Source organism: Billgrantia antri (assembly GCF_019430905.1).
Taxonomy (GTDB): Bacteria; Pseudomonadota; Gammaproteobacteria; order Pseudomonadales; family Halomonadaceae; genus Halomonas; species Halomonas antri.
Genome location: NZ_JAHYCA010000001.1, coordinates 467841 through 492337, shown reverse-complemented (window position 1 = coordinate 492337; position 24497 = coordinate 467841). Strand labels below are relative to the sequence as shown.

The window sequence follows — 24497 nt, the reverse complement described above, 5'->3', positions numbered from 1 at the left end:
TACAGGAGACCTGCTTCCTTGAACGTTCTGATGTTCACCAATACCTATGCACCCATCGTGGGCGGGGTCAGCGAGTCCGTACAGCGTCTCAAGGCGCAACTGCAATTAGCGGGGCATGAAGTATTGATAGTGGCGCCTCGCCTCGAAGGTCAGCCGCTAGGCGAGGACGATGTCGTGCGGGTGGTGGCCATGCAGCACTTCAACGGCAGCGACTTTTCACTGCCGGTACCGATCCCCGGGCAGCTCATCGAGGCGGTCGAAGCCTTCGATCCCGATGTGGTGCATTCTCATCATCCTTTCCTGCTGGGTGATACCGCAGCCCGGGTCGCCGATACCTACGGTCTGCCGCTGGTCTTCACCCATCACACCCTGTATGAGCACTACACGCACTACGTTCCCGGCGACTCACCCCTGATGCAGCGCTTCGCCAAGGCCCTGGCCACGGAGTATTCGCACATGTGCGACGAAGTGATTGCCCCCAGCGCGAGCATTCGCGACATGCTGATCGAGCGTGGGGCCAATGCCTCGATCTCGGTGGTGCCGAGCGGTGTGGACGTAGCCCGTTTCGCCACGGGGAATGCGCAGGCGTGGCGCGAGCGGCTCGGCATTCCGAAGGGTAGCTATGTGATCGGCCACCTCGGTCGGCTGGCGCGGGAGAAGAATCTGCTGTTTTTGACCGAGTCGGTGGGCCGGGCCCTGAGACGGTTGCCCGAGGCGCACTTTCTGGTGGTCGGCAGCGGCGACGCCCGCGAGGCCATGCAGAACCTGGCCGAAGAACTGGGCATTGCCGAGCGGGTACACTTCACCGGCAGCCTGCAAGGCCCGACCCTGGTCGACGCCTACCATGCGATGGATGTCTTTGCCTTCGCGTCCCATAGCGAGACGCAGGGCATGGTCATCGCCGAGGCCATGGCCACGGGGCTGCCCGTGGTTGCGGTCGATGCGCCGGGTGTCAGAGAGATGATCATCGACGAGCGCAATGGCCGCCTGCTGGCCCGGGACGATGCCGAAGCCATGGCACAGGCGCTGGTAGAGCTGAGCGATACCGAGCGGCACCGGCCGATGGCGGCAGCGGCACGCAGGATGGCGGAGGCGGTGGACGAGGCGCGCTGCGCCGAGGGCTGCCTGGCCGTCTATCGGCGTGCCATCGCCAAGGGTGGCCCCTATACGCATGCCGATGAAGGCGGCTGGGACCGCATGCGCGCTCGGCTCGGCGCCGAGTGGCGCATGTTGCGTCACCGCGGTCGGCTGCTCAAGCATCTGGTCCAGGAAGAGTGGGATCAGGAGCGCCCGAGCTGGTGGCCGGGGCGGCGCGAGGGGGAATCGGAGCTGCCGCCCAAGTGAGTCCTCAGGTTCGCCGCCTGCGGCGTCGCTCTGCATAACGCTTGAGCCCATAGAGCAGGACGATGGCCACGACGATGCCGCCTGCTCCCCAGGCCAGCTCGCGGCGATTCTCGGCGGTCAGCAGCGTGCCGAGCTGGCTGCCTAGCAGAATGATGCCGGCGAGTCCCGGGGTCAGGCCGATGACAGTTCCCAGCATGTAGTCGCGAAAGCGGATGCGGAAGGCGCCGGCCATCATGTTGGTCAGCGTGAAGGGGGCGAGTGGCAGCAGGCTGACCAGCGTCATGGTGCGAATGCCGCGTCCGGCCAGATAGCGCGACAGGCGTTGAAGACGCGTGCCGCCATGACGCAGCAAGGCATCGCGTCCCAGCCGGCGTCCCACCCAGAAGGTGACGACCGAGCCGGCGAGCGTGCCGACGAAGGAGTAGACGAAGCCCCAGACGGGGCCGAACAGCAGGCCGGCGAGGACGACCAGCACGCTGAGCGGGAACATGGTCAGCGAGGCGGCGAGGAACGCCGCCACTACCACCGCTCCCGCCAACGGAGATTCGCGCCAGGATAGCGAGCCCTGCATCAGCGCAAACAGCGTATTGGCATCGAGCAGGTCGCGTGCCGCCAGCCACTGCCACAGGAACCCCAGCAGGGCGAGAAGCACTAAAGCGACGAGAGCGAGAAGAACCTTGCGGGACATGCGGATGGCCTGCGCGGAGGAGTGGCTTCAGCATAGGCGCGCCGTTGGCTGCGGCCAAATGCGAAGGGTCGTTGGGACGGGGACGCTCGGTCGGCGACGGCATCGAGCGGGTTATGGGACGGGCACGCCGGCCATGCCAAACGCTCGCAGGCGGCACTGAACTCAAGCATCGGCGGTGGCGTCGGGCAGGCGGCCTAGCGGGTCCTGACGAAAATAGCGCCTGAGCAGGTCGTACAGCTCGGGATAGGCGCCAACGAGCACGTCGGGGGCGGTGAAGAAGTGCTCGCAGCAGACCGCGAAGCACTCGCCGGGGTGGGTGGCGGCGTAGTCGTCGATGGGCGGCGCTTCGCCACGTTCGAGGTGCGCCTGCAGGTCGTCCCATACCGCGGTGAAGATGCGGTGCCACTCCTTTGGGTTGATATCGCGCGGCAGCGGGGGGAAACCGTCGACATCGAGCGAGTTGCCCATGTCGAGCTTGTGGGCAAGTTCGTGGATCACTACGTTGAAGCCGCTGAAGTCGCCGCTCTCCATCAGGTCGGGAAAGGCCACCACCACCGGGCCTTGATGCGAGGTCTCCCCCGCTCGCTCGTCCTCATAGGCGTGCATTACGCCGAATTCATCCATCTCCTCCACCTGGCGGTGGAAGGCCTCGGGCAGGATCAGGATCTCGTGAAAACCGCTGTACGCCTCGTCGTGATCGTCATCCGACCAGCCCAGCGTCAGCAGGCAGGCCTGGGCCGCGAGGGCCAGTTGGGCGGGTTCATCGAAGGGCGTGCTCGAAGCCAGCTCGGGGTGCAGGCTCAGCCGCTTGGCATGCACGAAGCGCCACGCGCGCCGCCCCAGACGCTCGGCCTCGTCGCTGCCGAGGCAGGTCAGCAGCGGCAGGCGCGCGCGGGCCTCGGCCCAGGCGTTAGCGGGTAACGGGTGGCGGGTCTCGAAGCGCTCGGCCCGCCAGCGGCGCAGGCGACCAAACATGGCTTCAGCTCTCTTCCTGCCGTGCCCCCGATTTCCACGACCAATCGCGCCAGCGCAGGTCGAACAGATCCTTGCGCCGGTCCTTGAGGTTGGTCACCGAGCCCTCGGCGCGCACCACGGTGAGCCGGGTGAGGTCTAGGTCGGAGAAGATCACCATCTCGGTGTTGGGCGTGGTCTCGGAGAGCACCGCGTCGTGGGGGAAGGCGAAGTCCGAGGGCGTGAATACCGACGACTGGGCGTACTGGATGTCCAGGTTGCGGATCGACGGCACGTTGCCCACGCTGCCGCACAGCACCACGTAGCATTCGTTCTCGATGGCCCGCGCCTGGGCACAGTGGCGTACCCGCAGGTAGCCGTTCTTGGTGTCGGTCCAGAACGGCACGAAGAGGATGTCCATGTCCTGGTCGGCCAGCAGCCGGCCGAGCTCGGGAAACTCCACGTCGTAGCAGATCAGGATGCCGACGCGCCCGGCGTCGGTGTCGAACACGCGCAGCTCGTCGCCGCCCTCGATCACCCACTCGCGGCGCTCCTGGGGCGTGATGTGCAGCTTCGACTGTTGTTCGACGTCGCCGTCGCGGTGGCACAGGTAGCTGACGTTGTAGAGCCGGTCGTCCTCGCCCACTTCGATCATCGAGCCGGCGACGATATTGATGTTGTAGGAGACCGCCATGCGCGACATCTCGGTCTTGAACTGCTCGGTGAAGCCGGCCAGGTAGCGGATGGCGGCGAGCTGGTCCTGCTGGGTGGCGCGGTCCTGCAACCCCATCAAGGGCGCGTTGAACAGCTCGGGAAAGACGGCGAAGTCACTCTGGTAGCTGGAGATGGCGTCGACGAAGTACTCCACCTGCTGCAGCACCGATTCCACCGAGGCGCACTCGCGCATCTGCCACTGGACCGCCCCCACGCGCACCTGGGTCGGACGGTTCTCCAGCACCCGATCGGCGGGCTCGTAGAGAATGTTGTTCCACTCCAGCAGGGTGGCGAAGCCCTGGGATTTTTCGTCCTCGGGCAAGTACTTGCGCAGCAGCCGCTTGACCTGGAAGTCGTTGGCGAGCTGGAAGGAGAGGATCGGGTCGTGAATCTCCTTGCGCGCCACCCGTTCGATGTACTCCGTGGGCGAGAGCTCCCCGGCATGCGCGTGGTAATTGGGGATACGCCCCCCGGCCAGGATCGCTCGCAGATTGAGCGAGCGGCACAGTTCCTTGCGCGCCTCGTAGAGGCGCCGGCCCAGGCGGTAGCCGCGATAGTCGGGGTGGATCAGCACGTCCAGCCCGTACATGGCGTCGCCTTCCGGGTCGTTGAGGATGATCTCGCGATTGCCCACCAGATCGTCGTACTGGTGCGGGTTGGAGAACTCGTCGTAGTCGACCCGTACGGTGAGCGCCACGCCCACCAGCCGCTCGTCGTCCTCGATGGCGATCTGGCCATCGGGGAATTCCTGAATCAGCCGGTCGATGGAGTGCTGCGGCCAGGCACCGCCGATGTCGTCGTAGACGGCATCCATCAGCTGCTTGAGCTGCGGGTAATCGTCCTGCGTCAGGTTGCGGAGATTGAGGTGCAGGTCGTCTAGGGACATTGCGCTCGGTCCTGATCAGGGTGAAGCCCGCATTCTAGCATGCTCGGCTGAGCGGCCGATTGTTACCGTTCTGTCTCCATTTTGTCACTGCGCCGTCACCGGAAGACGCCAGGATGGGCCGCACATCGTCGAATTTGCGGCTACGCTGAGTTCGGGAGAGTCGATGACAGCCATGCCATGCCTTAACCGGCAACGCGGACGCAGCATGAATCCAGACAACAACAACCAGGGCCAGTCCCCGGAGCCGAGCCTGCGGCACCAGCCAGCAGGCCAACAGAGGGGTTCGAGGGAGCGCCAGCGCATCCGGCTCGAGGCCGTGAGCAAGCAGTGGGGCGACACGGTGGCCGTCGACGCCATCGGCTTCGACGTGACGCCAGGGGAGTTCGTCATCCTGCTCGGCCCTTCGGGCTGCGGCAAGTCGACCACGTTGCGCATGATCGCCGGCCTCGAGCAGGCCAGTGCCGGGCGCATTCATATCGGCGAGCGCGACGTCACCCATCTGCCGCCGGGCGACCGGGGCATCAGCATGGTGTTTCAGTCCTACGCGCTGTTTCCCCACTTGAGCGTGGCCGACAACATCGTCTTCGGCCTGCGCAGCCGCAAGGTGCCCAAGGCCGAGCGCCGTGAGCGGCTGGCACGCGTCGCCCAACTGGTCGACCTAGAGGCCTACCTGGAGCGCAAACCTGCCCAGCTCTCCGGCGGCCAGCGCCAGCGGGTCGCCCTGGCCCGGGCGATCATCTCCGAACATCCCATCTGCCTGATGGACGAGCCTCTCTCGAATCTCGACGCCCGACTGCGTGGCGAGATGCGCCGCGAGATCAAGGCGCTGCAGCAGCGCCTGGGCATGACGGTGATCTACGTCACCCACGATCAGGTCGAGGCGATGAGCATGGGCGACCGGGTGATCCTGATGCAGGACGGCGGCATCGTGCAGGACGGCACGCCAGACGAACTCTACGACCGCCCGGCGACGGCGTTCGCCGCCGGCTTCATCGGCAGCCCGGCGATGAACCTGGTGACGCTCGCCGCTGCCGCCGACGGGGCGGTGATCGACGGCGAGCCTCACTGCAGCGTGGCGGCGCACGAGGCCAAGGGCCACTGGCTCGGCGTCCGCCCCGAGGATATTCGCCTGCTGCCGGCCGACGCCCCCGGCGTACCCGCCGAGGTGATCGATACCGAGTACCTGGGGGCTGACAGTATCGTGAGCCTAAAGGTCGGCGGCCAGCGGCTGCGCGCACGACTCGAAGGCAGGCCGGAGTTGGCGGTCGGCTCTGCCTGTTGCCTGCAGTGGCGGCACGAGGCGGCGCACTTCTTCGATGCGGGCAGCGGCCGGAGGCTGGCGATCACAGGGCATGACCTTGCCGCACCTTCGGGTCGCCATCGCTTTGCGTCGGGCGGGGCCAGGGCGACGGCAGCCACGGCAGTGCAAGACGGCGAGGCCCGGGCCTCATCCAACCATGCAGGGAACGACTCTTCAGGAGTGAACCGATGAACGCACGCTTCTCTTTGGTACTCGGCAAGCTTTCCAAGGCCAATCGAGTGGGGGCAGCGACCGTAGCCGGTCTACTAGCAGCCGGCTCGTTGAATGCCCAGGCGCAGACCGAACTGACCATGTACTACCCGGTCGCCGTGGGTGGTGCCTTGACCGATGTCATCGACGGCCTGGTGGCCGAGTTCGAGAACGAGCACCCGGACATTTCGGTGAATGCCATCTACGCCGGCAACTACGACGACACCCGGGTGCGGGCGATGTCGGCGATCGAGGCGGGTGAGGCGCCGCAGCTTTCGGTGCTGTTCTCCATCGACTTGTTCGACCTGCTGGAACAGGACGCCATCATCGCCTTCGACGAGGTCATCGAGACCGACGAGGAGCGTGAGTGGCTCGACAGTTTTTATCCGGGGCTGATGGAGAACGGGCGGATCGACGGCCAGACCTACGGCATTCCCTTCCAGCGCTCGACCATCGTGCTCTACTGGAACAAGGACGCCTTCGAGGCGGCCGGGCTCGACCCCGAAACGCCGCCCGAGACCTGGGAGGAGATGGCCGAGATGGCTGCCGCGGTGCGTGAGGCCAGCGGCGGCGAGCAGTGGGGCGTGATGGTGCCCTCGACCGGCTATCCCTACTGGATGTTCCAAGCCTTCGCCTTCCAGAACGGCCACCGGCTGATGAACGAAGAGGGTACCGAGGTCTACTTCGACGATCCGGCCGCCATCGAGGCGCTGGAGTACTGGGTCTCGCTGGCCGAGGAGCACGAAGCGATGCCCGATGGCGCCATCGAGTGGGGCACCCTGCGCCAGAACTTCCTCGAAGAGTCGACCGCCATGATGTGGCACAGCACCGGCAACCTGACCGCAGTACGCAATGAGGCTTCCTTCGACTTCGGCGTGGCCATGCTGCCGATGAAGGAACAGCGCGGCAGCCCCACCGGCGGTGGCAACTTCTATCTGTTCAAGGGCGCCAGCGAGGAGGAGCTGCACGCCGCGATGACCTTTATCCGCTGGATGACCGATCCTGAGCGCGCCGCGGCCTGGTCGATCGAGACCGGCTACATGGGCGTGAGCCCGGCGGCCTACGAGACCGAGGCGCTGCGCAACTACGTCGAGGAGTTCCCGCCGGCGGCGGTGGCCCGCGACCAGCTCGAGCACGCCACCGCGGAGCTGGCCACCTACCAGGGCGGACGCGTACGCCGGGCGTTGGACAATGCCGTGCAGGCGGCGCTGACCGGCCAGATGTCGCCGGAGGAGGCGCTCAAGCAGGCCCAGGCGGAGGCCGATGCTGCCTTGCGCCGCTACGCGCGTTCACGTTGAGGAAACACTGACAAATGGCTGCGCGAGCGAATCGCGGCGTTGCGCGGTGCTCGGAATCCTCACCTATACCCCATAGGCTCCGGTTCCTGTGCTCCGTGCGCCTTGCGCTTCATCTCGCTCGCCTATTTGTGCAGCGCTTCCTTTCGTGGACTCAACAAAGAGAGGCAAAGGGAAGCAGGGGCAAGCCATGCTGATCCACAACGCCGACAGACGCATGCAGATCTATGGCGCGCTATTGCTGCTGCCGGCGGCGGTGCTGCTCGGCACCTTTGCCTACCTGCCCACCGTGGCCACGCTGATCAATAGCTTCTTCCTTCCCGGCTTTCGCGGTGCGCCGCCTGAATTCGTCGGGCTCGAGAACTACGCCATGCTGGTCGAGGACGCCACATTCTGGAAAGTGGCGCGCAACAATCTGCTCTATGCACTGGGCACCATTCCCACTTCCATCGCCCTGGCGCTGGGCATGGCGCTGTTCGTCAACGCCCGCCTGCCGGGGCGCGGCCTGGTACGCATGGCCTACTTTACGCCGACCATCCTGCCGATGATCGCCGCGGCGAATATCTGGATGTTCTTCTATGCCCCGCAGATCGGCCTGTTCAACAAGCTGCTCGGAGCGCTGGGGCTTTCGGGTGTCAACTGGCTGGGCGATCCCGGTGTTGCGCTGACCTCGGTGATCGTGATGACGGTGTGGAAGGAGGCCGGCTTCTTCATGATCTTCTACCTGGCGGCGCTGCAGAGCATTCCGCCGGAACTCAAGGAAGCCTCGGACCTGGAGGGTACCAGCCGCTGGAGCTTCTTCTGGCGGGTGACCTTCCCGCTGCTGATGCCGACCACGCTGTTCGTGCTGATCAACGCGCTGATCAATGCGGTGCGGGTGGTCGATCACCTGTTCATCCTGACCAAGGGCGGGCCCAACAACGCCACCAACCTGCTGCTCTACTACGTCTACGAAAACGCCTTCTCGTTCTTCGACCGCACCTACGCCGCCACCATCACCGTGGTGATCCTGCTGGTGCTGGCGGTGGTGGCCACGCTCAAGTTCACCGTGCTCGACCGCAGGACGCACTATCAATGAACCAAGCCATCAGCACTCATCGCGGACGCCTTGCCTGGCGAGTGCCTAGCCTGGAGACGACGGCGGCCTGGCTACTGGCGATCGTCTGGATCTTTCCGCTCGTCTATGCGGTCTGGGCCGCCTTCCACCCGCCGGCCTACATGGTGCGCTTCGACCTGCTCGCGCCGCTGACGCTGGACAACTTTTCCGACGCCTGGGTCCAGGCGCCGTTCGCCCGCTACTACCTCAACACCTTCCTGCTGGTGACCGGGGTGGTGCTGGCACAGTTCGTGGTCTGCACCCTGGCGGGCTTCGCCTTCGCCCGCTTTCCCGTTCCCGGCCGCGACGTGCTGTTCATGCTGGTGCTGATCCAGCTGTTCGTCTTTCCCGAGGTGCTGATCGTCGAGAACTACCGCATCGCCAGCGGTCTGGGACTGGTCGACACCATCACCGGCATCGGGCTGCCGTACGTTGCCAGCGCCTTCGGCATCTTCCTGCTGCGCCAGACCTTCAAGACCATCCCCCGTGAGCTGGAGGAGGCTGCCAGGGTCGAGGGCTGCGGTTGGATGGCGATCCTGCTCAAGGTCTACGTGCCGCTGGCCAAGCCCACCTACCTGGCCTACGGCCTGGTCTCGATCAGCCACCACTGGAACAACTTCCTGTGGCCGCTGGTGGTCACCAACTCGGTGGACAGCCGCCCGCTGACCGTGGGACTGGGCATCTTTTCGGCGCCGGAAACCGGCGTCAACTGGGCCACCGTCAGCGCCGCCACCCTGCTCAGCATCGCCCCGCTGCTGGTCGCCTTCCTGCTCTTCCAGCGCCAGTTCGTGCAGTCGTTCCTCAGGGCGGGGATTCGCTGATAAAGGTCAATTGACTACCCTTGGGGTGAATGCATGACCCAAGGAGAGATGTCATGGCACAAGGACAGACGGCAGAACAGGGCAAGCACGCCCAGCTCTACCGCATGGTGATGGAGGAGCACCTGTGCCCCTTCGGCCTCAAGAGCAAGGACCTGCTGGAGCGCAAGGGCTTCGCGGTGGAGGACCATCACCTGACCACGCGGGAGGAGACCGAGGAGTTCAAGCAGAAGCACGACGTCGATACGACGCCTCAGGCCTTCATCGACGGTCAGCGCATCGGCGGCTACGACGAGCTGCGTGAGTATTTCGGCAAGGATTTGCCGGGCGAGGACGAAACCACCTACCAGCCGGTGATCGCGCTGTTTGCCACGGCGCTGCTGATGGGGTTGGCCGTCAGTTGGACCGCGACCGGTTCGCTGGTGAGCGCGAGGATGCCGGAGTACTTCGTGGCCATCGCCATGACCCTGCTGGGGCTGCAGAAGCTCAAGGACGTGGAGAGCTTCAGCACCATGTTCCTCAATTATGACCTGCTGGCCCAGCGCCAGGTGCGCTACGGCTACGTCTACCCTTATGCCGAGACGCTGGCCGGCATCCTGATGCTGGCCGGTGCCCTGGTGTGGCTGGCCGCGCCCGTGGCGTTGTTCATCGGCACGGTGGGCGCCGTCTCGGTGTTCAAGGCGGTCTATATCGACAAGCGTGAACTCAAGTGCGCCTGCGTGGGCGGCGACAGCCAGGTTCCGCTGGGGTTCGTCTCGCTGACCGAGAACCTGATCATGATCGGCATGGGCTTGTGGATGCCACTGCGCATGTACGTACTGTGAGGCGTGCCGGGTGCCGACTTGGCGTACCGGCTGGGTCTTAGTCGTATCGTCGGGCCCACGATGGCTTATGCGGGCAGCGGGCCATCCTGTAGCGGCGCCAGTACGCTGCGGTTGCGCCCTGCCCGCTTGGCTTGGAAGAGCGCTTCGTCGGCGATCGAGAGCAGTATGGTGGGATCCATGGTTTCGGAGGGTTGCACGGCCGCTGCGCCGACGCTGACGGTAATCACCCCGGGGCCAGCCTGGGGAATGGCGAGTGCCTCGATGCCTTGCCGGATGCGCTGGGCAGCGCGCATCGCCGAGGAAGCCGAGGCGTTGGGCAGCAGCACGACGAATTCTTCGCCACCATAACGCACCACCAGATCATCCTCCTGGCGGATATGGTTCTGTATCTCCTGGGCAACCTGGCGCAGGCAGGCGTCTCCCTTCAAGTGGCCATAATGGTCGTTGTAATGCTTGAAATAGTCGATATCGATGACCAGCATGCCGAGCATTGTTCTCTCGGCGATGGCTTCGTCCCAGCGCTGTTCCAGCATGGTGTCGAAATGGCGTCGGTTGGCGACCCCGGTCAAGGGATCGGTAATCGATATCTTGGCCAAGACCTGGTTGTCCTTCCGGGCGGCCTGGTTGCGTAACTGCTCGCGCAGGAGCAGCAGATAGGACTGCCGCTCGCTGGCTTCCAGGCGGAAGTTGGCCACTAATGTAAACAGCGCACTTGAGGTAAAGACGACGAGGGTATTGATCTTCACTTCCGTTGGCATGGGCTCGTAGGTCACCACGAACGTAGCCACGATCAGAGCGCAGAACAGCGACGAGCCGACAGCAAAGGCGAAACGCAGCGAAAGCACGATATTGCCGACCAGCAGGATCAACCCGAACGAGAAGGTATCGAGAAACGAATAGGGGGACTTGGACAGGAAGAAGATCACGTTGGAGAGCAGCATGGCCACGACGATGGTGGCCGCCATCGCCGCCTCGCGCAGGAGCGACGGTAGCCCGCGGCGTATGCAGTAAAACACTGCGAGAGCCAAGGGTGTCATCAGGCCGAAGCGGATCCAGGCGGCAATGTGCACGGCTTCAGGGCGGAAGGCATAGTCGTTGATGATGTAGAGGTCGTAGATGACCAACGCCATGATACCGGCGATCACCAAGTGACGACCGCGCTGAACGGAGGTATCGGCTTCGAAGCGTGTCTCCACGGCGTGGCTGAAGCGCAAGCGATGCCAGGGCCTGCTCAAGTCCAACTCAACGGCTTGTAGCAAGGTTTCTTTCACAGCCGGCCCCCCCTCACATGATGGCACCATTTTTTGGCTTGGTGCTCTGAAAGGGTTATCGGCCAAAAAAGACCTAACTTTACTTCTTTGTTGCTCTCTTCTTTATCTCCTTTACACGCTCCACCAAGGCAAATACGTGTGCATCTTGGGCACCGAGGTCCTCCAGCGCGGCAGCAAGCTTCAGCAGGTAATCGCAATTCAAGCCACTTGGGCCCTGCGCGGTGGCGATCTGCCGGGCCATGGCATCGAGCGGAGCGTCGCCGAGGAAGGCGGCGTTGTGTTCGCCTGCAAGATAGATCAATCCCTCGGCGTGGCTGCCGTCGTGGAAGTGCAGCATCACCCTTTCACGCAGATAACCGTTCTTCTCGCGCACATCCAGCGGGCCCAGGGTTTCGGCGTCGATACGGTAGGCCATGCCTTGGCATATCGCGCCGGGCGACTCGACCAGGGTCGCTACACGCCCTGGGGCTGCGGGCGTGCCGCGGTGGTCGTGAGAGCCCTGCCAGAAGCGTCGGGCCCAACCCTCGATGTGGGCGGGGCGGAGCTCGTGAAAGGGAAATTCGGCCTTCCAGATCAGCGAGCCGTAGCCGAACAGCCACAGTGTCTCGCCGTCAGTGAAGAAGTTCCTCTCTCGATTCAACAGAGTGGTGTCGTGGGTCATTGGCTGCGCGTGGCTCTGCGTACGAGTGGTTGAGTCAACGTCTGGGCCATGATCACCCCGGCCAGCACCAGTGTCCCGCCGATGAAGTGGAAGGACGAGATCCGTTCGCCGAGGAAGGCCATGGCGATCAGCGCGCTGAACAGCGGCATCAGGTTGATGAAGATGCTGGCCTGGCTGGCGCCGATCTGACGGATGGCGCGCATCCACAGGAAGGTCGTAATGATCGAGGCAGGGATACCGGCATACAGGATCAGCCATACGTTATGGCCGTCGACTGGCGTCATCGGCCCCATCAGGTAGGGCGGCAGCAGGAACAGCACGGCGAAAACCACCTGGCCATAGAGTACCACCCAGGGCGGCAGGCCCAACGGCCAGCGCTTGAGCATCACGCCGTAGAGCGCGTAGCAGGTGGCGGCGACCACCATCAGCAGGTCGCCGAGTGCCACTTCAAGGTCGAGCAATGCAAGTGGATCACCCCTTCCCAGCAGCACCAGCACGCCGAACAGGGCAACAAGCCCGCCCAGCGTACCGCCGAGGCTGGGCGCCTCGCGCAGGATCAAGGCGCTGAGCAGTACCGTTAGCAACGGTACCATGGCGGCAAGAATGCCCATGTTGGTGGCGGTGGTGGTCTCGGCGGCGATATAGGCGAGCCCCTGCCACAGCCCCATACCGAGCAGGCCCAGTATGGCCAGCTTGGGCCACTCGCGGCGCAGCGCATCGCGGTGGCGCCAGGCGGCCGGGAGCAGGAACGGCGTGAGCACGGCGAGTGCCAGTACCCAGCGCAGGAAGGCGATACTGCTAGGCGCGATGGCCCCGACGGTAAGCTGATTGATGGTCATGTTGCCTGACCAGATCAGCACGGCACCCAGCGGTGGCAGGAAGTAGAGCAGCGGCATGGCGGCCTCATGAGCATAAAGAAGCCCCGCTGGTACCGGGGCCGGCAATGGCGCCATGATATCGAGCCGTCGCAGCGGTGCAAATGATAAGGAGGCTAAGAGGTTTTCCGAGTGCGACGCTCAGCGCAGCTGGCTGTCCTTGCTGCCACGCCGGTTGTAGCCGCTGTAGGTGGTGCGCTGCTTGTCGCGCTCGCTCTGGCAGGCAATGCACAGGCGTACGCCGGGCATGGCCTCGCGGCGGGCCTGGGGAATGGGCTCGTCGCACTCTTCGCAGTGGGTCAGGCTCTCGCCCCGGGGCAGCTCGCTGCGTGCCCGCTGCAATGCATCCTCCACGGTGCTGTCGATCTGCTCTTGCACCGCTCCGTCGCGCGACCAGCCACCTGCCATGATGTCGTCTCCTTCGGCCCTCGAGGCGCCGTCTACTCATCCTGACATTCTGGGCCATCCGAACGGTTCGGACCACTCCCCGGGGCCCATCTCGACGGAGCCCAGGGGAGCGAGTCGTTATCACATGTGCCGGATGCTTCAGGCGGATTTGCGGCGCAGTTGGCCCAGTTCGCCATTGAGCGCCTTGATGATGGTGTAGCACATCAGCAGCATGACGATGGAGAACGGGATCGCCGTCGCCGTCACCCCGGCTTGAAGCGCCGACAGGCCGCCGCCGAGCAGCAACACGATGGCGATCAGGCCCTCCACCGTGGCCCAGAACATCCGCTGGGGCCTGGGGGCGTCGATCTTGCCACCGGCGGTGATGGTATCGATCACCAGGGAGCCGGAATCCGACGAGGTGACGAAGAAGATCAACGCCAGGGTGATGCCGAGGGTCGACATCAGGCCCGTCAGCGGCAGTCCATTCAGCATGCCGAACAGCGACAGCTCAGGGCTGTAATTGTCAATCACATAATCCTTGATCAGGCTGCCCGCTGGGTCGGCATAGAGCTGGTCGAGCGCGATGCCGCCGAACACGCCCATCCAGATGAAGATGAACAGACTGGGAATGACCAGTACACAGATCACGAACTCCCGTACCGTGCGGCCACGCGACACCCGGGCGATGAACATGCCGACGAACGGCGCCCAACTGACCCACCAGGCCCAGTAGAAGACCGACCAGGCTTGGCGATAGGCATCATCGTCACGTCCAAAGGGAGCGGATAACGGGATGAAGTCCGTGAAGTAGGTGGAAAGTCCCGTCCAGAATCCGCTCAGACCCACCAGGGTCGGGCCGGCGAACAGTACGAAGAAGAAGAACAGCACGGCCAGGATCATGTTGATCTCGGAGAGCTTCTTCACGCCGCCCTCGAGTCCGCGCCAGACCGATACCAGGGCCACCGCCGTCACCAGCACGATGACGATGACCTGGAAGGTGGTGCTGATCTCCAAGCCGAAGACGAAATTCATCCCAGCATTGGCCTGCTGTGCACCGAGCCCGAGCGCCGTGGCCAGGCCAAACAGGGTGGAGAATACCGCCAGGATGTCGATCACATGACCCCACCAGCCCCAGACACGTTCGCCAAGGATGGGGAAGAACGCCGAACGGATGGAAAAGGGCAGGCCCTTGTTATAGGTGAAAAGGGAAAGCGCCAACGCCATGACTACATAGACGGCCCAGCCATGGATGCCCCAGTGCAGAAAAGTGCCGGCCAGGCCCAGGGCGGTGGCTTGGGGAATGGCCTCCGCGTTCAGTTCGCCCTCGCTTCCAAAAGGGGAGGGAATGCTCAATGGCAACGAGACGTTGGCATGGTAGACCGGCTCCAGCACACTGAAGAACAGCAGCCCGATGCCGATGCCAGCGGTAAACAACATGGCAAACCAGGATAAATAGCTGTGCTCCGGTCGGGCATCCGGCCCTCCCAGCCTGACCGAGCCATAGGGTAGGACGATGAGCGCCAGACAGAACAGGATGAAGAAATCCACCACGATCATGAAATACCAGTCCAGCGTCCCGGTCGAGAAGCTGACGATGGACTGGAACAGGCTCCCCGCCCTTTCCGGAAACAGCAGTGTAAGGACGATGAAGATGACCGAAGCGAGTGCCGATACGACGAAGACACGGTTGTGGATATCGAAGCCGATAGGGCCAAGTCGCCCGGAAATATTGTCCTGCCCGACCACGTAGTCCGTCTGCATGTCGCTTGGTGCGGGGGGCGACGTCGAGTCGCTTGATAGAGTCATGGGGAAACACTCCTTATTATAAGATATAGAGTTATTATAAATTGTAGGGCATTGAATTAACTGTCATAAGCAGACCTTGAAGAACATGGAGCCGCTGCAGGTAATTCCTCTGCCTGTATGGTTCATCCGTCATGAGCCTCCTCTCGTATTTCGTATTGCCAGTGCCAATGGCTTGTCATCGTGGTGATCGTTGTCGACGAGACCGCCCCGTTGCAAGCGGGCTAACACGTCGGGTTTGATCCAGGCCAGGTACAGCTTTCCACCGCGGGCATGGCAGCGGTGTGCCTGGCGCTGGAGGAGGTGAATGCCGCTCAGGTCGATGAAGTTGATGCCCGCTGCCAGGACCACCAGGTTCGGTCGGTCGTACTTGTCGAGTCGTCGGGTGATCGACTCGCAGGCACCGAAGAACAGTGATCCATCGATCCTGACGACGTCGCAGCTCGGCGCTTCCACGGCCTGCTGGATCGCTTGGGGCGCCTGGGATAGCGTGTCTTTCACCACAGGCGGGCGGGTAGTGCGGCGCAGGTAGAGAGCCAGCGAGGCGAGCACGCCGAAATAGATGGCGAATTCCAGCGCCAACAGCAGCGTGCTGATGAAGGTGACCAGCAAGACGGCCATCTCCGAACGGCTGGTGGTCAGTGCCTCATGAATGCTGTGCCAGTCGATCAGCCGAGCGGCGACCAGCAGCAACAGGCCTGCCATGGCCGACATCGGCACGTGATGCAGCAGTGGTGCCGCCAGCAGCATGATCGGCACCAGGAACAGCGCTGACAAAATCGCTGCCAACGGCGAGCAGGCCCCGGCGCTGGCGTTGAGTCCCGAGCGAGTGAAGGACCCCGACGAGACATAGCCGGAGAAGAAGGCGCCGCCGATGTTGGAGAGTCCCTGGCCGATGAACTCCTGATTGCTGTCCAGTCGTTGGCCGGTGCGGGCTGCCAGTGCTCGTGCAATCGCTGCGGCTTCGACCAATCCCAGCAACCCCAGGGCGATGGCGCCGGGCGTCAGCAGGCGCAGCGTTTCCAACGAGAGGTCTGGTATCGAGAGCGGAGGCAGGCCGGTGGGGATCGCCGCGATGCGCAGTATCTCAGCATGCGCCGGGTCGAGCCAGGCGGCCAGCAACGAGGCGGCCAGCAGTGCCAGTAGCATGCCCGGCCAGCGTGGCAGCCAATGCCGAAACGCCAGGCAGGCGGCGAGCGTGAATCCGGCGAGCAGCACGCTATCGGGGCGGATACTGTCTAGCCGTTCCAATAGCTGTGGCCATGTGGCGATAAAACCGCTGCTTCCCAGGGGGGCAAGCCCCAGCGCGTAGGGTAGCTGACTGGTGGCGATGATCAGCGCGGCGCCAGCGGTGAACCCCGTCACCACCGAGTGCGAGACGAGATCGACCAGTACGCCCAAACGTGCCAGCCCCAGCAAGAGCTGGAAGACACCGGCGAGAAAGGTCAGCGTCAGCACCAGGACGATGAACTCGCCGCTTCCCGCCTCGGCAAAGGGCTGCAGAGTGGCGAACAGCGCGATCGACAGCGCCGCCGTCGGTCCGCTGATCATGTATCGCGAGGAACCGAACAGGGCGGCCAGAATCGTCGGCACGATGGCGGCGTACAGGCCATACTCGGGAGGCAGCCCGGCCAGCAAGGCGTAGGCTACCCCCTGAGGCACGACCAGCACCGCACCGGTCAAACCGGCAACGGCATCGTCACGCAGCGAACGCGGGGTCTGCTGCGGCAGCCAGCCGAGAAACGGCAACCAGCGTTGCAGTCTGGCTGGGTGCCGGTGGATTGAGGTCGGTGGCGTCATCATGACTATTCGGCGGCAGCTACCGGGAAGCGTGCTCGCCGCTCGAGATCGTCAAGGTCGATGGTGTTGCGCATGTACTGGGTGCTGGCATCGAATGCCGGCTGGTGATCCCAGGGCGTGACCTTGCCTTTCATGAGCGCACGCGACACCAGCTTGCGGCGACGCTGGCTGGCAATTACCTCGTCGTGCAGCCGCGCATAATCCCAGCGCCTGGCGACTTCGTCGCGAAACTGCTTGCACAGGTCCAGGTGGGCGGGATCCTCGGCCAGATTGTCGAGTTCGAGTGGGTCTGCCTCGAGATCGAACAACTGGTCCGCATCAGGCGCGGAGTGGACGAACTTGTAACGGCCGCGGCGAATCATCAGCAGCGGCGCGATGGCCCCCTCGCCGAAGTATTCGCCGATCACCTCGTCGTGGCCGCCGTTGCCGCTCAAATGCGGCAGCAGGCTGCGCCCGTCGACGGGTACGGCGTACTCCGGTGCAGCGCCGTCATGGGCGAGTTCGGCGAAGGTCGGCAGCAGGTCCATGGTCGACACCGACTCGCGCACGCGTCCCGGGGAGAAACGGCCGGGAGCGTGGAAGATCATCGGCACCCGTGCCGAGTCCTCGAACCAGCTCATCTTGTACCACAGGCCGCGCTCGCCGAGCATGTCGCCGTGGTCGCCGGAAAACACGATGATGGTGTCTTCATCGAGACCGGTCTCCTTCAAGGTCTTCAACACCTCGCCTATCTGATCATCGACGTAGCTGAGCGCTCCGTAGTAGGCGTGCCGCGCGTTGCGGATCTGCTCGTCGTTGATGGTGTCCTCGTCGAGCTGATAGACATGACGCAGGCGCTGGGAGTGGGGATCCATCAGCTCGCGCGAGTAGGGCACGCGCGGCATGTCGATGGCGTCGTGGTCGTAGCGGTCCCAGTATTCTTGCGGAATGGTGTAGGGGTCATGCGGGTGGGTCAGCGACACGGTCAGGCAGAACGGTCGCGGCTCGCCGTTGCGCACGTAGTCGTAGAGGAAACGCTTGGCGCGGAAGGTGACCTCGTCGTCGAAATCGAGCTGATTGGAGCGCACGCAGGGGCCGGCCTGAATCACCGATGACATATTGTGGTAGTAGCTCGGCCGTATTTCGAAGTTCTCCCAGTCGACGAACCAGCCGTAGTCGGCCGGATAGATGTCGGTGGTCAGGCGCTCCTCGAAGCCATGCAGCTGGTCGGGTCCGCAGAAGTGCATCTTGCCCGACAGCGCAGTGGTATAGCCGGCATCGCGCAGATAGTGGGCATAGGTGGGAATGTCTGAGGCGAATTCGGCGGCGTTGTCATAACCGCCGATACGCGAAGGCAGTTGGCCGGCCATCAGCGTGAAGCGCGAGGGCGCGCACAGCGGGCTATTGCAATAGGCGGAGTCGAACACCACGCCCTCGGCGGCCAGGCGCGACAGGTTGGGTGTCTTGACCAGCGAATGGCCGTAGATGGGCAGCGCCGATGCGGCCATTTGGTCGGCCATCAGGAACAGGATATTGGGTTGCTTGCGGGTCATGGGGCCTCTCTTGCTTGTCGCTGCGCACAGGTATGTCATGCTCGAGCCACACCGTGGCAGGCTCTTTAAACAGTCTCCCTGCTAATCTCATTGTCTGTAAACTCGATGAATTTTTATGGGAGGCATTAGCCTAACTAATGTCATGGATAGCCAGGGCGGCTTCGCCCAATAGCCTGCGTGTGTTCGAGGCGGCTGCCCGGCACCTGAGCTTCACCGCCGCGGCACGTGAACTTCGCTCGACCCAGTCGGCCGTCAGCCAGCAGGTTCGCAGCCTCGAAGAACAGCTCGGCTTGCCTTTGTTCGAGCGCATCTATCGTGGAGTGAGGCTGACCGAGGCGGGACAGGCGCTGTTCGTCAGCGTGCAGGAGGGCTTCGCGACCATCGACCGTACAATCGATCGCTTGCAGCACAAGCATCGCCACCCCCACGTGAACATCCTGACCGACTTCTCGTTCGCGGCTTACTGGCTGATGCCGAGGCTGCCGCACTTTCGGGAGCGGCATCCGAATATCGATGTGCGTATCGTGACCAACCAGGGCGTGCTTGACTGGCGGGCCCAGGAAGTCGATGTGGCCATCCTGTTCTGTGATGAGCGCACCCTGGCTTCCGGGGTGCCGCGGCTGTTCCCGGAGCTGGTCTTGCCGGTCTGCAGTCCGGGGTTTCTAGAGCAGGCTGGGCCCATCGACTCGCCGCAACGGCTGGTCGAGTTACCGTTGCTGACCCTGACCGCCGACCAGGGCCAGAGCTGGCTGGACTGGCCGCGCTACTTCGAACAACTCGCGGGCATCGACTATCAGGAAGCGTCGGAGCTGACCTTCAACAACTACACCCTGCTGATCCAGGCGGCGATTGCCGGGCAGGGCATCGGCATGGGCTGGCGAGGCCTGGTCGACGACCTGCTCGACGGCGGCATGCTGGTCGGTCTGCACGAGCTGATGCTGCGCTCGACGCAGGGTTATGGGCTGATTGATGCGCGCCCCGATTCGCCGGGTGAAGCTAAGCGGGCGCTACAGGAGTGGGTGCTGGAATGTGCGGCTCAGGCGGAAGTCTGAAGAGAACTGCTGGGAGAGGAATGCCGGGCGCGGTTAATTCACGCCCGGCATAGCTCAGACGCCAAGGATCTCTTTGGCCTGGTTCAGAACCTCTACCGATTGGTCGTGGTCGCCATCGTTGTGATATTTCTCGCCCTGCTCGCGCAGGTCGCGTACCTGGGCCAGCTCGTCCTCGCTGAGCTGGGAAACCTTGGCATCATCCTCCAGTGCCTGGTCAATATCGGACAACAGCGATGGACACATATGCGCCCAGGCGGGTGCCATGAAAGCCATCAGCACCAGGGCGGCAAAGAGTTTCTTGATCATTGTGGTTCCTCCCGTTGGGCGCGGCCTACGATGCTACCCAGGCCGGGCCCCCGATGAATGCCTCGCGTCAGTTGCCCAGTCGTGCTCCGGCTGCTGGCCAGGTGGTGGAGCTGCGGTCGGGCGCTGTCAGTATAGATCGCCGTAGCGATTCATACCGAAACGACAGCGCCCTGCCGACGTGAGCGGGCAGGGCGCATGGCATTGATGGCGAGAGGAGATCAACCGACGGCGGCGATGCCGGCCTTGGCGACCTGTACGTCCTGATCGGGCTTGACGCCGGAAACGCCCACGGTGCCGGCCATCTGGCCCTCGACCATTACCGGCACGCCGCCGGCGAGCAGGCCCTGCATCGGCGCGGAGAGGAAGGCGTTGCGGCCGCCGTTGATCATGTCCTCGAAGGCCTGGGTTTCGCGGGCACCGAGCGCCGAGCTGCGGGCTTTCTGGGTGGCGATGTCGGGGGTCATGGCCGGGGCGCCGTCGAGGCGGCGCAGGCCGAGCAGGTGGCCGCCGTCGTCGGCCACGGCGATGGTCACTTTCCAGTCGTTGGCTTCGGCTTCTTGCTGGGCCGCGTCGAGGATGGCGTTGACGTCGGTCAGGGTGAGTACGGGTTTGGTCTTCATGGGACTCTCCTTGAGTCGCAATGTTGTCGGTGATGAGCTTCCCGGCGACAAAGCCACGCGAGGGCGCTGTGAACCCGTACTTGGGCGCTACTTTTGCCATCCATGGCAAAAGACCCTCGCTTTGGCTTGTCCCCGTCGCTCATCGGATGCGGTGCTGAATGCTCTCTTACTCGCTACCCGACGAAGCTAGCTGCTTACGGGCGGTGCCAATGCGTCATCGACAACTTCTATCCAATGCCTGACCGGTGTGCGCCCCGCGCCGTTGAGGTGGGTCTGGCAGCCGATGTTGGCGGTGACGATGGTTTCCGGGTTGCCGGCCTCAAGGGCGTTGAGCTTGTTGTCGCGCAGTTGGGTGGCCAGCTCCAGCTGGGTGATCGAGTAGGTGCCTGCCGAGCCGCAGCAGAGGTGGGCGTCGGCTACCGGGGTCAGGGTGAAGCCGAGCTTGACCAGCACGCCCTCCACCGCGCCGCCGAGCCGCTGGGCGTGCTGCAGGGTGCAGGGGCAGTGGAAGGCCAGCCTGCGGCCCGCGTCGACTTTCAAGCCTTGCAGGTCTTCTTCGCGCAGCACCTCGACCAGGTCCTTGGCCAGTTCGCTCACCCGCCTGGCCTTGTCGGCGTAGGCGGGGTCGTCATTGAGGATGTCGACGTACTCCTTGACGAAGGCGCCGCAGCCGCTGGCGGTCTGGACGATGGCCTCACAGCCGGCCTCGATATGCGGCCACCAGGCGTCGATGTTGGCCCGTGCACGGGCGCGGCCGTCGTCCTGGGCATTGAGGTGAAAGTCGATGGCGCCGCAGCAGCCGGCCTCGGCCACCGGCGTGAGGCCGATGCCCAGGCGGTCGAGCACCCGCGCAGTGGCGGCGTTGGTGTTGGGCGAGAGGCCCGGCTGCACGCAGCCTTCGAGAACCAGCATCTGCCGCGCATGACGCTGGTGGTCGGGGCGCGTGCCGGCATCCACCGGCTTGGGTGGCAGCTTGTCCTTGAGCTTGCCGGGCACCAGCGGGCGGAAGGTCTGGCCCAGCTTGAGCAGCGCCTGGAAGCGTTTGGGCTCGACCAGGGTCTTGCGCAGGACGTAGCGCTGGGCGCGGTCGGCGGTGCTGCGCGGCACGCGGCGCTCGATCTCGGCGCGGCCGATGTCGAGCAGCTTGTGGTACTCCACGCCCGAGGGGCAGGTCGTTTCGCAGTTGCGACAGGTCAGGCAGCGGTCCAGGTGCAGGCGGGTCTGCTCGGTGACGTTCTCGCTGTCGTCCGGGTTCTCCAGCATCTGCTTCATCAGGTAGATGCGCCCGCGTGGCCCGTCGCGCTCGTCGCCCAGCAACTGGTAGGTAGGGCAGGTGGCGTTGCAGAAGCCGCAGTGCACGCAGCTGCGCAGGACGCGGTCGGCCTCCTGGATGTGCGGCTGCTTGAGGGCTTCCTCGGTGAAGTGCGTCTGCATGTCGAGATCCTGTGCTTCTCAGAGCGCCGCGTAGAGCCGGCCGGGGTTGAAGATTCCCTTGGGGTCGAGCTGGGCCTTGAGGTTGCGGTGATATTTCATCAGTACCTCGGGAAGCGGCGCGAAGGGCTCTATCGCGGTCGGACGTGGGCCGTAGCAGGTGGCATGGCCGCCGGCTGTCTGGCAGGCCCGGCGCACGGCCTCGGCATCCAGCTCGGCGCGTAGCCAGCGCTGGGCACCGGCCCAATCGTGAATCATGTGGCTCTCGTCGATGCCGGGCAGGTCCAGCGCTGGCGTGCGGTGGGGCAGCGAGAGGCGCCACAGCGGCGCCTGGCCGGCACGGAAGAACGCCAGGCGCTGGTCGCGCAGGGCGGCCCAGAAGTCGTTTTCGAGGTCGTCGCCACCGATGCGTGCGCGGGTGGCGGCCACCGAGCTGGGGCCGCCTTCCAGGCGCAGGTGAAGGGCGCCATCGAGCCAGGCCGCGGCACTGATCGGCAACGGCTCGCGGCCCCACTCGGCCAGGCGCTGGCGGGCCTCGTCGAGCGGCAGCTCCAAGTGCAGGCTGCGGGTGGCGCCGGGCATCGGCAGCACCTTGAACGAGACCTCGGTGATCAGCCCCAGGGTGCCCTGGGCGCCGACCATCAGGCGCGACAGATCGTAGCCGGCGACGTTCTTCATCACCTCGCCGCCGAAGCGCTGTTCGATGCCTTCGTGGTTGATGACCCGGGCGCCCAGCACGAAGTCGCGCACGCTGCCGGCCCAGGGGCGACGCGGACCGGAGAGCCCCGTGGCGACCATGCCTCCGACCGTGCTGACCTCGCCGTAGCGCGGCGGCTCGAAGGGCAGCATCTGGCCATGCTTGGCCAGGGTGGCTTCGAGTTCGCTGAGCGGGGTGCCGGCGCGCACCGACACTACCAACTCCACCGGGTCGTAGAAGCGTATGCCGCGGTGTTCGCGGGTGGAGAGCACTTCGCCTGCCACCTCGCGGCCATAGAAGAAGCGCGTGTCGCCACCCACGATGCGCAGCGACGTGCCCTCGCTGCCGGCCTGGCGGATGCGCTCGGCCAGGGCGGCGCTGGCATCATGGTCAGTGAGATGCGTTGTGTTAGCCATGGTCATTCCCGTTCAGCCTTGCAACTTGCCGGGCGCGGTATCAGCACTCGCACTCTTGATGGTGCGGAACTCCGAGCAGCGCGCCGGGGTGGGGATGTTCTTGCCCGGGTTGAGCAGGTCGCGTGGATCGAAGGCGGCCTTGGTAGCGCGGAAGGTGGCCAGTTCGTCGGGGCGGAACTGGGCGCACATCTGGTTGATCTTTTCGCGACCGACCCCGTGCTCGCCGGTGATGGTGCCCCCGACTCTGACGCACAGCTCGAGGATCTCGCCACCCAGCGCTTCGGCCACGGCCAGTTCGCCCTCGCGGTTGGCGTCGAACAGGATCAGCGGGTGCATGTTGCCGTCGCCGGCATGGAAGACGTTGGCCACCTTGAGCCCGTAGCGCTCGGAGAGGTCGCTGATGCCCTTGAGCACGCGGGCCAGCTCGCGCCGCGGGATGGTGCCGTCCATGCAGTAGTAGTCGGGCGACATGCGCCCCACGGCGGGGAAGGCGTTCTTGCGCCCGGCCCAGAACCTGGCGCGCTCGGCGTCGTCGCGGGCCTGCTGGATACCGGTGGCGCCGGCGTTCTCGAGCACGCGGCGCACGGTCTCGCAGTCATCGTCGACATCGGCCTCGACACCGTCGAGCTCGCACAGCAGGATCGCCTCGGCATCCACCGGGTAGCCGGCGCCGATGAAATCCTCGGCAGCGATGATGGCGAGCTTGTCCATCATCTCCAGGCCACCGGGGATGATGCCGGCCTCGATGATGGCGCCGACCGCGTTGCCGGCCTTCTCCACGTCATCGAAGCTGGCCATCAGCACCTTGGCCACCTCCGGCTTGGGCAGCAGCTTGACGGTGATTTCGGTGACCACGCCGAGCATGCCCTCGGAGCCGTTGTACAGCGCCAGCAGGTCGAAGCCGGGCGCATCCAGCGCATCGCTGCCCAGCGTCATGCGCTCGCCTTCGATGGTGAGAATCTCGACCTTGATCACGTTGTGCACGGTGAGGCCGTACTTCAGGCAGTGCACGCCGCCGGCGTTCTCGGCAACGTTGCCGCCGATCGAACAGGCGATCTGCGACGAGGGGTCCGGCGCGTAGTAGAGCCCGTAGGGCGAAGCCGCCTCGGAGATGGCCAGGTTGCGCACGCCGGGTTCGACCCGGGCGATACGCGCCTCGGGGTCGATCTCGAGAATGCGCGAGAAGCGCGACATCACCAGCAGCACGCCATGCGTGAGCGGCAGGGCGCCGGCGGAAAGCCCCGTTCCGGCACCACGGGTGACTACCGGTACGCCCAGGCGGTGGCACTCCACCAGCAGGCGCTGGACCTGGTCGAGGGAGTCGGGTAGCGCCACCAGCAAGGGCAGGGTGCGGTAGACGGAAAGGCCATCGCACTCGAAGGGGCGCATGTCCTCCTCGCGGTGCAACAGGGTCATGTCCGGAATGGCCTGGGCGAGACTGTCGCGGATAGCTGCCCTGTCCTGCTCGGGGGCCGGGCCGTCGAGTCGTTCATCGTAGAGGATGTTCATCTAGCGCC

22 protein-coding genes are annotated in these 24497 nt (G+C 64.6%); 7 read left to right on the top strand and 15 right to left on the bottom strand.

The features are described 5' to 3' along the window. Positions 1-18: 18 nt before the first annotated feature. Entirely contained in the window at positions 19-1344 is a 1326-nt protein-coding gene (locus KPL81_RS02225; protein ID WP_219790498.1) for a glycosyltransferase, read from the top strand. A 4-nt stretch (positions 1345-1348) separates the two neighbouring features. On the opposite strand, the gene KPL81_RS02220 is transcribed toward KPL81_RS02225, so the two are convergent. The 3 genes from KPL81_RS02220 to KPL81_RS02210 form a co-directional block, all read right to left on the bottom strand. Beyond that, the gene (locus KPL81_RS02220; RefSeq protein ID WP_219790497.1) at positions 1349-2032 is read right to left on the bottom strand and encodes a TVP38/TMEM64 family protein; all 684 of its coding nucleotides are present in this window, start codon (positions 2030-2032) and stop codon (positions 1349-1351) included. Positions 2033-2194: 162 nt separating this feature from the next. Then, complete coding sequence (locus KPL81_RS02215) at positions 2195-3007, bottom strand: M90 family metallopeptidase (RefSeq protein WP_219790496.1); 813 nt, start codon at positions 3005-3007, stop codon at positions 2195-2197. Positions 3008-3011: 4 nt separating this feature from the next. Then, entirely contained in the window at positions 3012-4583 is a 1572-nt protein-coding gene (locus KPL81_RS02210; protein ID WP_209473760.1) for a bifunctional GNAT family N-acetyltransferase/carbon-nitrogen hydrolase family protein, read from the bottom strand. A 205-nt stretch (positions 4584-4788) separates the two neighbouring features. Between KPL81_RS02210 and KPL81_RS02205 the strand changes: the two genes are divergently transcribed. From KPL81_RS02205 to KPL81_RS02185, 5 genes are all read left to right on the top strand, one after another. Then, positions 4789-6075, top strand: a complete 1287-nt coding sequence (locus KPL81_RS02205; RefSeq protein WP_219790495.1) for an ABC transporter ATP-binding protein — start codon at positions 4789-4791, stop codon at positions 6073-6075. After that, a complete protein-coding gene (locus tag KPL81_RS02200) occupies positions 6072-7391 on the top strand; it encodes an ABC transporter substrate-binding protein (RefSeq protein ID WP_219790494.1) in 1320 nt (439 codons plus the stop codon). Before KPL81_RS02205 ends, KPL81_RS02200 begins: the two co-directional genes overlap by 4 nt. Positions 7392-7578: 187 nt before the next feature. Continuing rightward, positions 7579-8466: a carbohydrate ABC transporter permease gene (locus KPL81_RS02195; protein ID WP_219790493.1), complete on the top strand. Its 888-nt coding sequence runs from the start codon at positions 7579-7581 to the stop codon at positions 8464-8466. Beyond that, on the top strand, positions 8463-9305 hold the full coding sequence (locus KPL81_RS02190; RefSeq protein WP_219790492.1) for a carbohydrate ABC transporter permease: 843 nt from the start codon (positions 8463-8465) through the stop codon (positions 9303-9305). The genes KPL81_RS02195 and KPL81_RS02190 overlap by 4 nt, the downstream gene beginning before the upstream one ends. A gap of 53 nt (positions 9306-9358) precedes the next feature. Next, complete coding sequence (locus KPL81_RS02185; protein WP_219790491.1) at positions 9359-10126, top strand: glutaredoxin family protein; 768 nt, start codon at positions 9359-9361, stop codon at positions 10124-10126. 65 nt (positions 10127-10191) lie between these two features. Here the strand turns inward: KPL81_RS02185 and KPL81_RS02180 are convergent, their stop codons facing one another. The 7 genes from KPL81_RS02180 to betC all read right to left on the bottom strand — a co-directional run bounded on the left by KPL81_RS02180 (position 10192) and on the right by betC (position 18458). Continuing rightward, positions 10192-11361: a GGDEF domain-containing protein gene (locus KPL81_RS02180; RefSeq protein WP_240549013.1), complete on the bottom strand. Its 1170-nt coding sequence runs from the start codon at positions 11359-11361 to the stop codon at positions 10192-10194. Between the two features lie 115 nt (positions 11362-11476). Next, complete coding sequence (locus tag KPL81_RS02175; protein ID WP_219790489.1) at positions 11477-12058, bottom strand: gamma-glutamylcyclotransferase; 582 nt, start codon at positions 12056-12058, stop codon at positions 11477-11479. Then, positions 12055-12954: a DMT family transporter gene (locus KPL81_RS02170; protein ID WP_209473752.1), complete on the bottom strand. Its 900-nt coding sequence runs from the start codon at positions 12952-12954 to the stop codon at positions 12055-12057. Before KPL81_RS02170 ends, KPL81_RS02175 begins: the two co-directional genes overlap by 4 nt. 120 nt (positions 12955-13074) lie before the next feature. Continuing rightward, on the bottom strand, positions 13075-13341 hold the full coding sequence (locus KPL81_RS02165; protein ID WP_209473751.1) for a DksA/TraR family C4-type zinc finger protein: 267 nt from the start codon (positions 13339-13341) through the stop codon (positions 13075-13077). 138 nt (positions 13342-13479) lie between these two features. Next, a complete protein-coding gene (locus KPL81_RS02160) occupies positions 13480-15129 on the bottom strand; it encodes a BCCT family transporter (RefSeq protein ID WP_240549012.1) in 1650 nt (549 codons plus the stop codon). A gap of 129 nt (positions 15130-15258) precedes the next feature. Beyond that, a complete protein-coding gene (locus tag KPL81_RS02155; RefSeq protein ID WP_240549011.1) occupies positions 15259-16929 on the bottom strand; it encodes a SulP family inorganic anion transporter in 1671 nt (556 codons plus the stop codon). Between the two features lie 2 nt (positions 16930-16931). Next, positions 16932-18458 (bottom strand): choline-sulfatase, encoded by a 1527-nt coding sequence (gene betC, locus KPL81_RS02150; protein WP_219790488.1) that lies wholly within the window; start codon positions 18456-18458, stop codon positions 16932-16934. Between the two features lie 137 nt (positions 18459-18595). Between betC and KPL81_RS02145 the strand changes: the two genes are divergently transcribed. Next, entirely contained in the window at positions 18596-19510 is a 915-nt protein-coding gene (locus KPL81_RS02145; RefSeq protein ID WP_219790487.1) for a choline sulfate utilization transcriptional regulator, read from the top strand. A 54-nt stretch (positions 19511-19564) separates the two neighbouring features. On the opposite strand, the gene KPL81_RS02140 is transcribed toward KPL81_RS02145, so the two are convergent. From KPL81_RS02140 to glcD, 5 genes are all read right to left on the bottom strand, one after another. Continuing rightward, entirely contained in the window at positions 19565-19816 is a 252-nt protein-coding gene (locus KPL81_RS02140; RefSeq protein WP_219790486.1) for a hypothetical protein, read from the bottom strand. 218 nt (positions 19817-20034) lie between these two features. Next, entirely contained in the window at positions 20035-20436 is a 402-nt protein-coding gene (locus KPL81_RS02135) for a GlcG/HbpS family heme-binding protein (RefSeq protein WP_219790485.1), read from the bottom strand. Positions 20437-20622: 186 nt separating this feature from the next. Then, positions 20623-21870 carry a glycolate oxidase subunit GlcF gene (gene glcF, locus KPL81_RS02130; RefSeq protein WP_219790484.1) on the bottom strand — a complete coding sequence of 416 codons (1248 nt, stop codon included), beginning with the start codon at positions 21868-21870 and terminating at the stop codon, positions 20623-20625. 18 nt (positions 21871-21888) lie between these two features. After that, complete coding sequence (glcE, locus tag KPL81_RS02125) at positions 21889-22980, bottom strand: glycolate oxidase subunit GlcE (RefSeq protein ID WP_219790483.1); 1092 nt, start codon at positions 22978-22980, stop codon at positions 21889-21891. A gap of 12 nt (positions 22981-22992) precedes the next feature. Further along, entirely contained in the window at positions 22993-24489 is a 1497-nt protein-coding gene (gene glcD / locus KPL81_RS02120; RefSeq protein ID WP_209473744.1) for a glycolate oxidase subunit GlcD, read from the bottom strand. Between the last annotated feature and the right edge of the window lie 8 nt (positions 24490-24497).

What these genes read in the sequence shown, in the direction of transcription:
- KPL81_RS02220 (WP_219790497.1), bottom strand. Translation starts at nt 2,032, where the DNA reads ATGTCCCGCAAGGTTCTTCTCGCTCTCGTCGCTTTAGTGCTTCTCGCC.
- KPL81_RS02215 (WP_219790496.1), bottom strand. Translation starts at nt 3,007, where the DNA reads ATGTTTGGTCGCCTGCGCCGCTGGCGGGCCGAGCGCTTCGAGACCCGC.
- KPL81_RS02210 (WP_209473760.1), bottom strand. Translation starts at nt 4,583, where the DNA reads ATGTCCCTAGACGACCTGCACCTCAATCTCCGCAACCTGACGCAGGAC.
- KPL81_RS02205 (WP_219790495.1), top strand. Translation starts at nt 4,789, where the DNA reads ATGAATCCAGACAACAACAACCAGGGCCAGTCCCCGGAGCCGAGCCTG.
- KPL81_RS02200 (WP_219790494.1), top strand. Translation starts at nt 6,072, where the DNA reads ATGAACGCACGCTTCTCTTTGGTACTCGGCAAGCTTTCCAAGGCCAAT.
- KPL81_RS02195 (WP_219790493.1), top strand. Translation starts at nt 7,579, where the DNA reads ATGCTGATCCACAACGCCGACAGACGCATGCAGATCTATGGCGCGCTA.
- KPL81_RS02190 (WP_219790492.1), top strand. Translation starts at nt 8,463, where the DNA reads ATGAACCAAGCCATCAGCACTCATCGCGGACGCCTTGCCTGGCGAGTG.
- KPL81_RS02185 (WP_219790491.1), top strand. Translation starts at nt 9,359, where the DNA reads ATGGCACAAGGACAGACGGCAGAACAGGGCAAGCACGCCCAGCTCTAC.
- KPL81_RS02175 (WP_219790489.1), bottom strand. Translation starts at nt 12,058, where the DNA reads ATGACCCACGACACCACTCTGTTGAATCGAGAGAGGAACTTCTTCACT.
- KPL81_RS02170 (WP_209473752.1), bottom strand. Translation starts at nt 12,954, where the DNA reads ATGCCGCTGCTCTACTTCCTGCCACCGCTGGGTGCCGTGCTGATCTGG.
- KPL81_RS02165 (WP_209473751.1), bottom strand. Translation starts at nt 13,341, where the DNA reads ATGGCAGGTGGCTGGTCGCGCGACGGAGCGGTGCAAGAGCAGATCGAC.
- KPL81_RS02160 (WP_240549012.1), bottom strand. Translation starts at nt 15,129, where the DNA reads ATGACTCTATCAAGCGACTCGACGTCGCCCCCCGCACCAAGCGACATG.
- KPL81_RS02155 (WP_240549011.1), bottom strand. Translation starts at nt 16,929, where the DNA reads ATGATGACGCCACCGACCTCAATCCACCGGCACCCAGCCAGACTGCAA.
- betC (WP_219790488.1), bottom strand. Translation starts at nt 18,458, where the DNA reads ATGACCCGCAAGCAACCCAATATCCTGTTCCTGATGGCCGACCAAATG.
- KPL81_RS02145 (WP_219790487.1), top strand. Translation starts at nt 18,596, where the DNA reads ATGTCATGGATAGCCAGGGCGGCTTCGCCCAATAGCCTGCGTGTGTTC.
- KPL81_RS02140 (WP_219790486.1), bottom strand. Translation starts at nt 19,816, where the DNA reads ATGATCAAGAAACTCTTTGCCGCCCTGGTGCTGATGGCTTTCATGGCA.
- KPL81_RS02135 (WP_219790485.1), bottom strand. Translation starts at nt 20,436, where the DNA reads ATGAAGACCAAACCCGTACTCACCCTGACCGACGTCAACGCCATCCTC.
- glcF (WP_219790484.1), bottom strand. Translation starts at nt 21,870, where the DNA reads ATGCAGACGCACTTCACCGAGGAAGCCCTCAAGCAGCCGCACATCCAG.
- glcE (WP_219790483.1), bottom strand. Translation starts at nt 22,980, where the DNA reads ATGGCTAACACAACGCATCTCACTGACCATGATGCCAGCGCCGCCCTG.
- glcD (WP_209473744.1), bottom strand. Translation starts at nt 24,489, where the DNA reads ATGAACATCCTCTACGATGAACGACTCGACGGCCCGGCCCCCGAGCAG.